Origin of the sequence: Pigmentiphaga aceris, assembly GCF_008119665.1 — a bacterium.
In the GTDB taxonomy this organism is placed as follows: domain Bacteria; phylum Pseudomonadota; class Gammaproteobacteria; order Burkholderiales; family Burkholderiaceae_B; genus Pigmentiphaga; species Pigmentiphaga aceris.
Genome location: NZ_CP043046.1, coordinates 2573527 through 2584508 on the forward strand (window position 1 = coordinate 2573527; position 10982 = coordinate 2584508).

Annotated in this window: 15 protein-coding genes; 6 read left to right on the plus strand and 9 right to left on the minus strand. The window is 59.1% G+C overall.

Annotated features, from left to right (window positions below):
• Positions 1-66 precede the first annotated feature (66 nt).
• From FXN63_RS11140 to FXN63_RS11150, 3 genes are all read left to right on the plus strand, one after another.
• Complete coding sequence (locus tag FXN63_RS11140) at positions 67-1044, plus strand: tripartite tricarboxylate transporter substrate binding protein (protein ID WP_148814818.1); 978 nt, start codon at positions 67-69, stop codon at positions 1042-1044.
• A 170-nt stretch (positions 1045-1214) separates the two neighbouring features.
• Positions 1215-1742 carry a helix-turn-helix transcriptional regulator gene (locus FXN63_RS11145; RefSeq protein WP_148814820.1) on the plus strand — a complete coding sequence of 176 codons (528 nt, stop codon included), beginning with the start codon at positions 1215-1217 and terminating at the stop codon, positions 1740-1742.
• Positions 1742-2395, plus strand: a complete 654-nt coding sequence (locus FXN63_RS11150; protein WP_425468729.1) for a nucleotidyl transferase AbiEii/AbiGii toxin family protein — start codon at positions 1742-1744, stop codon at positions 2393-2395. Before FXN63_RS11145 ends, FXN63_RS11150 begins: the two co-directional genes overlap by 1 nt.
• 67 nt (positions 2396-2462) lie before the next feature.
• Here FXN63_RS11150 and msrA read toward each other — a convergent pair whose 3' ends face one another.
• The gene (gene msrA / locus FXN63_RS11155) at positions 2463-2957 is read right to left on the minus strand and encodes a peptide-methionine (S)-S-oxide reductase MsrA (RefSeq protein ID WP_148814823.1); all 495 of its coding nucleotides are present in this window, start codon (positions 2955-2957) and stop codon (positions 2463-2465) included.
• Position 2958: 1 nt separating this feature from the next.
• A complete protein-coding gene (msrB, locus tag FXN63_RS11160) occupies positions 2959-3402 on the minus strand; it encodes a peptide-methionine (R)-S-oxide reductase MsrB (RefSeq protein ID WP_148814825.1) in 444 nt (147 codons plus the stop codon).
• A 202-nt stretch (positions 3403-3604) separates the two neighbouring features.
• Between msrB and FXN63_RS11165 the strand changes: the two genes are divergently transcribed.
• Positions 3605-3892 carry a DUF3253 domain-containing protein gene (locus FXN63_RS11165; RefSeq protein WP_148814827.1) on the plus strand — a complete coding sequence of 96 codons (288 nt, stop codon included), beginning with the start codon at positions 3605-3607 and terminating at the stop codon, positions 3890-3892.
• A 100-nt stretch (positions 3893-3992) separates the two neighbouring features.
• On the opposite strand, the gene FXN63_RS11170 is transcribed toward FXN63_RS11165, so the two are convergent.
• The gene (locus FXN63_RS11170) at positions 3993-4883 is read right to left on the minus strand and encodes a LysR family transcriptional regulator (RefSeq protein WP_148814829.1); all 891 of its coding nucleotides are present in this window, start codon (positions 4881-4883) and stop codon (positions 3993-3995) included.
• A gap of 103 nt (positions 4884-4986) precedes the next feature.
• On the opposite strand from FXN63_RS11170, the gene FXN63_RS11175 reads away from it, so the two are divergent.
• Both FXN63_RS11175 and FXN63_RS11180 read left to right on the plus strand, forming a co-directional pair.
• Positions 4987-5856 carry an NmrA/HSCARG family protein gene (locus FXN63_RS11175; protein WP_148814831.1) on the plus strand — a complete coding sequence of 290 codons (870 nt, stop codon included), beginning with the start codon at positions 4987-4989 and terminating at the stop codon, positions 5854-5856.
• A 33-nt stretch (positions 5857-5889) separates the two neighbouring features.
• Positions 5890-6375: an AtaL-like protein gene (locus FXN63_RS11180; protein WP_148814833.1), complete on the plus strand. Its 486-nt coding sequence runs from the start codon at positions 5890-5892 to the stop codon at positions 6373-6375.
• Positions 6376-6438: 63 nt separating this feature from the next.
• Here the strand turns inward: FXN63_RS11180 and FXN63_RS11185 are convergent, their stop codons facing one another.
• From FXN63_RS11185 to FXN63_RS11210, 6 genes are all read right to left on the minus strand, one after another.
• On the minus strand, positions 6439-7332 hold the full coding sequence (locus FXN63_RS11185) for an oxidoreductase (RefSeq protein ID WP_148814835.1): 894 nt from the start codon (positions 7330-7332) through the stop codon (positions 6439-6441).
• A gap of 105 nt (positions 7333-7437) precedes the next feature.
• On the minus strand, positions 7438-7872 hold the full coding sequence (locus tag FXN63_RS11190) for a hypothetical protein (RefSeq protein ID WP_148814837.1): 435 nt from the start codon (positions 7870-7872) through the stop codon (positions 7438-7440).
• Positions 7873-7939: 67 nt separating this feature from the next.
• Complete coding sequence (locus FXN63_RS11195; RefSeq protein WP_148814839.1) at positions 7940-8908, minus strand: hypothetical protein; 969 nt, start codon at positions 8906-8908, stop codon at positions 7940-7942.
• Positions 8899-9603: a YaaW family protein gene (locus FXN63_RS11200; RefSeq protein ID WP_148814841.1), complete on the minus strand. Its 705-nt coding sequence runs from the start codon at positions 9601-9603 to the stop codon at positions 8899-8901. Before FXN63_RS11200 ends, FXN63_RS11195 begins: the two co-directional genes overlap by 10 nt.
• A gap of 231 nt (positions 9604-9834) precedes the next feature.
• On the minus strand, positions 9835-10296 hold the full coding sequence (locus FXN63_RS11205; RefSeq protein WP_148814844.1) for a hypothetical protein: 462 nt from the start codon (positions 10294-10296) through the stop codon (positions 9835-9837).
• The gene (locus FXN63_RS11210) at positions 10293-10850 is read right to left on the minus strand and encodes a UDP-N-acetylglucosamine acyltransferase (RefSeq protein WP_222864036.1); all 558 of its coding nucleotides are present in this window, start codon (positions 10848-10850) and stop codon (positions 10293-10295) included. Before FXN63_RS11210 ends, FXN63_RS11205 begins: the two co-directional genes overlap by 4 nt.
• Positions 10851-10982 lie beyond the last annotated feature (132 nt).

Below are 10982 nucleotides of genomic sequence, written 5' to 3' on the forward strand. Positions count from 1 at the left end.
TGAATGAAGACTTGAACCAAGACCAACGCTGCCAAGCGGCTCCTCAAATCATTACTAGAGACAATCATGTCCATCAAGCCCTTCGCACTCACCCTGGTTGTTGCGGCCGCCTGTGCTGCGCCGCTGTCCCACGCGGCAGATGTTTACCCGTCCAAGCCCGTCAGAATCGTCGTGCCGTATGCGCCTGGCGGTCCTAACGACATCGTTGCGCGTCTGCTTGCACAAAAGCTCGGCGAGATGGAAAAGCAGCCGTTCATTGTTGAAAACAAGGCCGGTGGTGGCTCGAACATCGGCGCTGACATCGTCGCCAGGTCGCCGGCCGACGGCTATACCTTGTTGATCGTCGCCACCTCGCACGCGATCAACATGACGCTGTTTCCAAAGGAGCAGCTCAAGTACGACCTGTTGACGGACCTGACGCCCGTGTCGATGATCATGACCGGCCCGCTGGTGCTCGTGACGCGGCCCGGCTATCCGGCCAACAACCTGAAAGAGCTGGTTGCCGCCGCCAAAGCCAAACCGGGCGAGTTGTCATTCGCCTCGTCGGGCAACGGCTCGTCGACCCACCTGGGCGGCGAGATGCTCAACACCGCAGCTGGTATCAAGACCATCCACGTGCCGTACAAAGGCAGCGGCCCGGGCCTGACCGATGTGATAGGCGGCCAGACCACCTACATGCTCGACACCATGATCTCGGCGACGCCCTTCATCACCTCCGGCAGGCTCAAGGCGCTGGCGGTTACCAGCAAGGCGCGCTCGCCCGTGCTGCCCGATGTGCCAACGGTGGCTGAGCAGGGCTATCCCAACTTCGAAGCGGTCGCCTTCATCGGGATGATGGCACCGGCCGCCACGCCCAGGCCGATCGTGGACAAGATCAATGCCAACTTGCAGACCGTGCTGGCCATGCCCGACATCAAGGAGAGGCTCGCGTCACAAGGCTTTACCGCCGAATGGATGAAGCCGGCCGAGTTCGGCAGCTACCTGCAAAAGGAAGTCCTCAATTGGGGTGCGATTGTGAAGCGCAGCAACGTCAAGATCGATTGATCGACGAGGCGCGGAGCAGTGGTTTTCTAGCCGGAGGGCGATGGATGGTCAGGCCATCATGCTTGGCACGCTGGGCAGGCTAGGTGGCCGACATCCGGGCCACTACAGGATGGCTGGTGGTGTCGCAGTGGAGACGCTCATATCCTTAACAGCCGCTGCTAAAGCGTAAGATGTCCAAAATATCGGACAAATCTGGAGGCGAAGTGAGTTATCTCTCTGACATAGGCCGTGCTGTACGCGCCCGTCGGGCTGAACTCGGTTTGTCGCAGAACCAATTGGCGCATCTGAGCGGACTGTCTCGGCAGACCTTGGTCGGGCTTGAGAACGGACGGCTCAGCGATCTTGGTGTGAATCGAGTAGCCCAGCTCGCATCCGTGTTGGGACTTGAAGCGGCTCCGTTAAGCACGGCAGGGCGTCTTAAAAAACGCGGTCTTTGGATGGCTGCCAAGACAGCCAGCGTCAGTTATGCGAGCGAACTTTCACCAGAAACCTTGTGCGAAATCCTGGTTGCTGGCGATGTGCCTGCGTCCTTTGTTCCCCACTTGGCCTCTTTGCTTGACGAGGCTCCCGTGCCGGTAGTGGTCATGGCCGTGGAGGAGGCCGCTGCGCTTGCCAATACCCCGCCCAAAGCAATCTGGCTCAATGTCGCCAAGCTGGCGAAGGCCGTTTCGGTTCACCGGCAGGTACTGTGGTCATGATGAACAGGACATTGCCGGAAGGACCCTGGAAAACACTCTTCCCTCGAGCGCTGACCTTGATTGAAGAGATCCGCCGTTATGGCGGTGTCGAAGATCCGTTCTGGACTTTTGGCGGTGGCACAGTGCTGATGTTTCGGTATCAGCATCGCATGAGCAAAGATATCGATATCTTTGTACCGGATCCTCAGTACCTGGGGTATGTGACTCCACGCCTGAGTGATATCGCTGCGGAGATGACGCAGGACTACACAGAGTCAGGCAAGAGTTTCGTCAAATTGCAGTTCGAGGAAGGCGAAGTCGATTTTGTCGCGTCCCCGAATTTGCTTGCAGACGCGTGGGAGCTCTGGGATATCGACGGACATGCGGTCAAGGTCGAGACAGCTGCGGAAATTGTCGCCAAGAAGCTGTATCACCGCGGCAACCGTGCGACGGCGCGAGACCTGTTCGATATTGCGCTTGTTGTCGAACGCGAGCCTGAGCAACTGCGCCAAGCTGAGCCGTTTCTAGTGAAACACCGCGACGCTTTTCTAAGCCAGGTGCGTCAACCGCATCCCAGCTTGCGAGCGGCGTTCGACGCGATTGCTGTACTGGACTACCGACCCAGCTACGAGCACTGTGTGTCGGTAGTCGACGAGTTCTTGACGCAGTGGTGAGCGGTAATCAAGGGCGAGAGGCCCGCCCCTGGCTACGCAGCGCCTCGCGCTGCGCATCGCCAGCGCGCTAGCGCTTCGGCAACACCCAGCCGGGGCGGGGAAAGTGGCAGGTATACCCGTTCGGGTACTTCTCCAGATAATCCTGATGCTCGGGCTCAGCCTCCCAGAAATCGCTCACCGGCTCAACCTCAGTAACCACCTTCCCATCCCACAGCCCAGACGCATCCACATCGGCAATCGTCTCTTCCGCGACGCGCTTTTGCTCCTCGTCGACGTAGTAGATGGCCGACCGGTAAGACAGCCCGCGATCATTACCCTGGCGGTCCTTGGTCGACGGATCGTGGATCTGGAAGAAGAACTCCAGGATGTTCCGATAGCTCGTCACCGCCGGGTCGAAGATGATCTCGATCCCCTCGGCATGCGTGCCGTGATTGCGATAGGTGGCATTCGGTACATCGCCGCCCGTGTAACCCACACGGGTCGTGATGATGCCGGGTTGCTTGCGGATCAGATCCTGCATGCCCCAAAAACATCCGCCTGCGAGAACAGCGCGCTGATGCATGTCAGATCTCCTCTACCTGGTCGATATATTCGCCATACCCCTGGCTTTCCATCTGCTCGCGCGGGATGAAGCGAAGGGATGCTGAATTGATGCAGTAACGCAAACCGCCGCGGTCGGCAGGCCCGTCAGGAAATACGTGGCCAAGATGGCTGTCGCCGTGTGCAGACCGGACCTCTGTGCGGATCATGCCGTGCGTACCGTCTTGCAGCTCGTTCACGTTTGCCGGCACGATCGGCTTGGTGAAGCTGGGCCAGCCACAACCGGAGTCGAACTTGTCCGACGAGGCGAACAGCGGCTCTCCCGATACGATATCGACGTAGATGCCCGGCGCTTTGTTGTCGTTGTACTCCCCGGTGAAAGGCCGCTCTGTACCCGACTCCTGGGTTACCCAGCGTTGCTCGGGAGTGAGGCGATCAAGTGCTGCCTGCGACTTTTCAAATTTCATGACGGTCTCCGATGCGGTTAGAGGGCTAGCCACTCTGTATTCACCACTGTATCAGTCATGGCGTCGACCAGCGCGGCGGCGGTCCGCTTGAGACGGAGGGTGTCTTGGGCGTTCGCGGGGTGATGCACGTTGTGCAAGGCATAGCAAAAAGCTTGCCGGGAAATCCGGCTAGCATGACTGTCAGCCGTTTTGTGTACCCCCCATGCCGATTGATTCCGCCCGCATCGAGAAAGCGATCTTCGACCTGCTGGACGAGCGCGCCCCCGACAAAACCATCTGCCCCTCAGAAGTCGCTAGACAGCTGGCTCCGGATGATTGGCGTCCGTTGATGCCGCAGGTGCGAGCGGTGGCAGTCGCGCTGGCTGACAAGGAAGCGCTCAGTATTTTTCAGAAGGGGCTTGTCGTCCCTCACGATTTGCCGTTTCGCGGGCCGATCCGCCTGGGTCGCCGCGCAGGCTCGGCCGGCTCAAAGCACAAGGACACGAAGTAGGGGGGTACCTTCCAATCCTTCTGCATGCGCAGGTCAATGTTGCGACTACTCAGTCATACGCTCGCAAGGCAGGCCAGCAAACCCGCGAGACAGGGTTTGGCTACGCCCCCACATACGCCGCCAATTCCTCCGCCGTCCCCTCCGGAAACGCCTCCCTCAAATACTCCAAAAACGCCGACACCCGCACGCTCAACAACCGTCGCGATGGATACAGCGCCCACAACGCAATCTCCGGCCCGGGCACATCGCCCCAGTGCACCAAGGTGCCTACCGCCAAGTCATGACTGACCAACGATATCGGCAAGCGCGCAGCCCCTACGCCCGCCCGGACAGCATCCCGGACCATCAGCAGTGATGCCAGGTGCAAGACAGGTTCCACCGCGATACGTGACGGTCCACTTGGGTTCTCGACATCCCACGACGTGCGCGTATCGCCGGTTCCGTGCATGACGGCAGGCACTGCGCCACCAGAAGCCTGCACAAGCCCAGGACTGGCAACCACCACCTGCCGGTCACGCAGAAATATCCGACCGACCAGGTTTTCGTCTGGAGCTGGGTTGACCCGAATCACCAGGTCATAAGCCTCTTCCACCAGGTCAACGGATCGGTCTTCTGTGGTGACCTCCAGCCGAACTTCTGGATACCGCAGCGCGAAGCCGGCCGCGAGTTTGCCCATGGCGACTTGTGAGAAGAGCATGGGTGCGCTGATCCGCAGGCGGCCACGCGGCATTTGTCCACCGGACGAAATCTCGGTCGCTGTTTCTTCCAGCTCGGTTAGCAGCACGCTGGTCTTCTCGTGAAGCGCCCGACCCTCATGCGTGAGTTTCAGCACGCGCGCGCCGCGCTCGAATAAGCGCACCCCCAGGCCGCTTTCCAGCTCCGCTACCCGACGCGACAAGGTTGCCTTAGGCCGCCCAGTCGCCCGTGCAGCGCGTCCGAAGCCTCCGTGGCGGGCAACGAGGTTGAAGTCGGTCAAGGCAAGCAGGTCCATAGTGTTCCACTGGTAAGACAGTCCGTCCAATTATGAGGTCTATCGGCCCGTCTGTGAATCAATCAAAGTGGAGACATCAACCAACCAACACCGGAGAAATTCCATGACCATCCTCGTTACCGGCGCAACTGGCGCTGTCGGCCGCCAAGTAATCGATCAACTCGTCAAGCGCAATGCTCAGGTTCGTGCGCTGGTTCGCAATCCTGCCAAGGCTGATTTCCCTTCAAGCGTCGAGGTCGTGCAGGGCGACCTGCTGGACGTCGATGCACTGCGCAAGGCCTTCGCAGGGGTGTCCACGCTGTTCCTGCTGAATGGGGTAGTGCCTGACGAGTTCACGCAGGCGTTGATCGCGCTCAACGTGGCACGTGACGCGGGCATTCAGCGAATCGTCTATCTGTCGGTGATCCACAGCGACGTCTACGTGAACGTGCCGCACTTTGCGGGCAAGTTTGGCGTGGAACGCATGATCGAGCAGATCGGCATGAGCGCCACGATTCTGCGGCCGGCGTATTTCATGCAGAACGACCTGACGATCAAGGATGTGGTGCATCAGTACGGCGTGTATCCGATGACGATCGGCAGCAAGGGGTTGGCCATGATCGACGTGCGTGACATTGGCGAGATCGCGGCCATTGAGCTGGTTCGCCGTGAACAAGCGGTAGCGCCGTTGCCGCTTGAGCGGATCAACCTGGTTGGCCCGGACTCGTTGACGGGTGCAGGTGTTGCGGCGATCTGGTCGGAAGTGCTGGACCGTCAGATCTCATACGGTGGGGATGACACTGCCGGTTTCGAGCAGAACCTGAAGCAGTTCATGCCGGCGTGGATGGCCTACGACATGCGTTTGATGAGCGAGCGTTTCTTGAGCGAGGGCATGTTGCCCGAGGCTGGTGACGTGGACCGCCTGACCCGCATGTTGGGTCGTCCGCTGCGGTCTTATCGCGACTTGGCGGCCGAGACGCTGGTCTCCGCTTGATTGCCCCTGCAACGCTTCAACAAGGAGTTCATCATGATCTATTCGACTGCCACGGTGCCGGTGAACCCGGCAGGTGAGACCCCACTGACCCGCGCCCAAGCCTGGCAAGGCTTGGTGCTGAAGGCGCGCGACGCTCGCCTGTTCCTGCCGCCTGGCCTGTGCACCCATTGCGAGGTCGTGGAAGAAAGCGCCACGCACATCGTGCGCGAGGCGACGATTGCCGGGGATGCGCTGCGCGAGATCATCAGCTTCGCGCCCGAGCGCAAGGTGACGTTTTTCCAGGTCTCCGGCCCACGCGAGGGTGCGATCATCAACGAGCTGTTCGAAGACGAAACCGGCGCGTTGCAGCTTCGCTTCTATTGTTATCTGGGCCTGCGCGGAAAAGCGCCGAATGGGCCGGAAGAGCAGGCCGAGCAAGCCTGGATGGATAGCGACAAGGGGTATCGCAGCGCTTTGCTGGCGACGCTGAAGCGCACTCGGGAGCTGGTGGCGGGCGGCGCAGAAGCCGCTTTGCAATAGTCACGGGTGACAGGTGTCGGCGGCGTTGGCTGCGTGTTGGCATAACGCCGCCATCCCGTCCCTTCAGCCCGGCCCCTCGCTCCCAGCCGCTAGCAACGGCACCACGAAATCACTGATCGGCGTGGCAATCCCATGCACCCGTCCGCGTCGCTGCACAACCCCGTTCCGAATATCCCATTCCAGCGGTTGGCCAGCCTGCCGATCCGCAAGAATCGAGGTCCCCATATCCGCCGGTGCCTTCTGAAAACCATCGAGGATTTCCTGCGGCACCTCATCACCCAAGGTCGCGCCTTCTGCACGGGCAACGGCCAAGCATTCCTGCAGATACGCCAGGCCCAGGTCAGCAATGTCAGGGCGTGAAAACATCCCGGCGCGACGCCCCGTCAGCACCATCAGGCCCGCCACCGCGTTGACCAGCAGTTTCCGCCACGCCACAGAGGTGAAGTCCGCCGTCGTATCGACCGCACATCGTGTGCCCTGCAAAGCCGTAACCACCGTCTGCGCAGCTGGCGTATCCGGCAAGGTCAGCCGCGCTGCCCGACGCAGCCAGACCGATGCATCCGGCTCGCGCTGCGCGGGGAACCACACCACCGAGGGCAGCACTTGTTCGCTGGACAGGTAGGGCGCGAATAGCTCGTTCTGCTCGACACCGTTCTGCAGCACGCAGACAACTGTTTTCGCATCGCATAGTGCAGACAACCATGGGGCTGTTGCGGCTATCTGCGTGGTCTTCACCGCGACGAAGACCAGGTCGAAGCTGTGCTTGATCTGGGCAGGATCCGTCTGCACCGGCCCGGGCACAACGATGCTGCCGCCATCGAAGCGCAGCGACAGTTGTTCGTAGGCTGTGCGCCCGCAAATCGTCGGCGTCCGCCCGACTTCATGCAGGGCGGCTGCGATGGTGGTGCCGATTGCGCCCGGTCCGATAAGGGCGATGCGTGGGTATTCAAAGCTCATCGTTATCCTGTCTTGATTGTCGTTGCTGCCTTGTTGGTCGCGTGGCAACCATCAGCTTGCAGTTGATACGCCAGCGTCTTTTTAGCGGACGCCGGCCATGATGAACTACAGCGACCCCCACATGTACAGTCCCTTGCCCTGCGTCAAGGCTTCACCAGAAAGCTCAACAAGCGCCCGCACCACCGGCAATATGGCTTCCGCTTCGCAGTTCAGCTCTTCAGACGCTCCCCATTCCTGCGCGGCGGCTTGCATGCCCTCAGCGTCAAGCGCAGCAAGCAATCGAAGGTACTCGTTCTGGAATTGATGCAACCACGATTCGTTGTCCTCGCCGAACGCCACGTCGATCAGCATGTGGCGGTCGACGTCCCATTCCTGCTTTTCCAGAATGGCCCAGAGCGTGCCGAATTCCAGGCTGGTAAGGCCTTTGAACTCACGGACCGACACACCCTCGGATCGGTTGTCGGCACCTTGGGCCGCCTTGTGGGCGTAGGCCAAGGCTGCGTCGTGGTCGGCGGTGAACAGATCGCACAGTAAACCCATTGATGTCAGTCCTTCAAAGCAGACCGTTAAAGCAGCCCGTTCAGCACGGTCGATGTTCGGATCCAGATCACGCTGCAAACAACAGAATTTCTTTGGATTCAGCAGCTTTCGCCAAGGTACCGGGATGACTGACATCGACACCGATCAGGTCTGCCTGGTAGGAAAGCGCGGGCACCACCTCTTTGCCGCTTCGCAAGAAGCCACGCACATTCCTGTATTGGTCTTGCGTTACCCTTGAAGCAAACGCGTGGTCAGTCGTCAGGGCCTCTATGCGCGTCTTGTTCAGATCGACAATATCCTCTGCCAGCCCGCGAAGCGCTGCCTGTGCGTACACCGGTGTGCCAGCGCGTAGCTGAACATGGGCGAGCATGAGTCCCATGTTGATAAGCCGATTCTGAAGCAGGGAGATGTCGTCGAAGCGGTCCACATTGCTCGCTGCCGAGCGCGCGTGTTTTTGCAGTACCAGTTTGGTGAACTGATACTCCTTCGTGAAGGGCAGGACGAGCGATTTCAGCTGTGCGACATCAACATGTTCGCAAAACTGCTGTGCCGTCATTATCAGAGAACGGAACTGCGCCTCGTCGCCCAACAGGCTTCGATCGTGCGCCTCACCGACCATCTTCAATGTTTCGATGATTCCCTGCGACTGCGCCTGTATTTTTGCGCTAAGGGCATCCAGCTTCTTGCACACTACGATGAAGCCTGCGGTGGACACCGCCAGGTTCAAGCCGGAAAGCGCAAGATTGGCCACTTGCAGACCTTGAAGCACACCCATGCTCTGTTGGACTTGGTCCAGCCCGCCTTGCAAAGAGCCTAAGCCTTCCTCAATCACCGTCTGGAGTTTTTCGATGCTTTGCTGCGTTTGCTGAGCATCGCCAGGGAACAAGAGGTGGCCGACAATCTGGCCCCCTTGCTCTGTTCCGGCTGCGTGACGAACCACGCCGCCATGCAGGGTGTACTGGCCGTTTGCGATCTTGTCCAAGACGTCGGGCAAGTCGGGTAGTGTGCGCCACAGGGCGTCATCCGTCAGAGGCATTCACGGAGTCCTTCGCAATAGGTTTCGAGGTCGGCGTCGAATCGCGCACGACGAATGATGGCTACTTGCAGCACCGCTGGAACGGTAATGCGGAATGCAGGCCCGACGGCTTGGAAAAGAGTGAGGCCGGCAATGGCAATCGCAGCAGGCGGAAGGGCTAGCGCGGCTGCGCGGCCGCCAACGGCCCCAACGATTGCAGCCGTTCCTCCTGTGGCCGCGATGCCCGCCACGGTGCTCGATGCGCCAGCCAGGCCCGCGACTATTTGCTTCAGCAACTCCGACACAGCGGCGCGACTGTAAAACGGCGACTCGCCGCCCTCTGGCACGAATTGGCGGATGGACTGCTCAATGATGATCTCTTCAATGGCAAGGACGTCATCATCTGGCTTTGGCTTGCCATCGAGCTTTTTGGCCACATCGACCGCAATCTCGCGATAAGTGACGCCGCTGGACCGAAACAAATTAATCAGGCTGTTGCCACCGAAGGCTCGAATCTCAGCCTCCAGCACGCTTGCAATCTCACACAGCGTCTTCTGCTCGCGGTGTTTCAGGATGGTGGTTTTCACTTGACCGTCCAGAGCAACTCGGCCGTTGCCCTTGTCTGTGATGAGGTCGGCCAGAACCTCTAGGTCTGGAGGGATGGCCATTGAAAACAGGTCGGTCAAACTCCGATCGCGTGGCACGATCAATTCCACGGTTCCCCCGTTATTGATGATGTTGGTGTAGCCCCTGTGTTGCAGTCTTCAGTGGCTTCTGGGGGATTTTAGCGACATGGCGCAAGGCCATGCGCGTGGGATGTGGGCAAAACTACCGCTGCGATCAAATGAAACCTAGCGTTGACGCTTCTCCAGCCGCAGCGCAGGAGAAGCGTCAATGTCAGATCAGGAATGCACCCAATGCTGATCTTTCGGACAACGTGCTATCCGTCACTTTCGAGGATCTGCAATGATCCGCGCAGGTGAGCCGTAAAGAACAAGAACGCGGTCGCCGACTTGGAAACTCGCTTCAGGGCCTTGTACCAAGGTCATGAGATTGCCATTCTCTGTCTGTACGACGTACTCCATGCCGATCTGTTTGGTCGCATTTTGCTCAATCGCAGCACCGGCCAGCCCACCCACGACCGCGCCACCAATCGCGCCCAACAAGTTTGCACGCCCACTGCCTCCGATTGCAGATCCGGCAACCGCGCCGGCACCCATGCCAACCCCTGCACCGGTTCCTGTCGTGCCTGAGATGTCGACCGGACGGGCGCTGATGACGTTGGCGGAAATCGTGCGGTTGACCTGTCCAACCGCCTCCACCGAGTAAGAATGTGGGCTAACGTTTGTCGCGCAACCTGACAGGAATCCGAGGGTCAGCAGCCCGGCCGCGATGCTGACTTTTCTCATTGCTGCGTTGGGGCAGGGAACATGGGCTTGTTCACGTCTACAGATCCCAGGGCCTGCAAGAACTGGGAGATATTATTTTGCACCGAGCGATTAATTGATTCTCGTGCTCGGACAACGCCCACGAAAGCGTGGTTAGCCGGCACTACGCCATCGGCAGCAATTTCCTGCGTGTAGATAATGCTGCCGGTAGCACGGTCAATGATTTCGTAGCGTGCAATGGTTTTGGTGGTAAACGATGCACCAAATACAGGAATATTCAAGGCCAGTACTTTTACCTGAATATTGACCTTGCGCGCTGCGTCGTCTTTGAAGATTGCCATGCGATCAATGGCTTCTTGCAGTGCTGTCTGCCACATAGCCGTCGTAGCTTCGATCCCCATCGGAAGATCTCCCTTGGCCTCGTCAGGGCGACCAAGTGTCACTGTCATCGACCTCAGTTCAGCATCAATTTTTTTCGGACTTACGCCGACATTGGGAACCGAAAAATTCAAAGGTGGCATGGGCGTGCAACCGCCAAGCAGCAGGAAAAAAACAACGACAAGAACTTTATTCACTAAAAACTCCAGAGTGCAAAGCCAGTCGGCAGCGATAAAAACCAATGCAGTTCAAAGAAACAATATGTCTTCATTATGACATATGGTTACATTGAGATCGTAAAAAAAGCCGGCTGCTTTGCCGACTCTTGA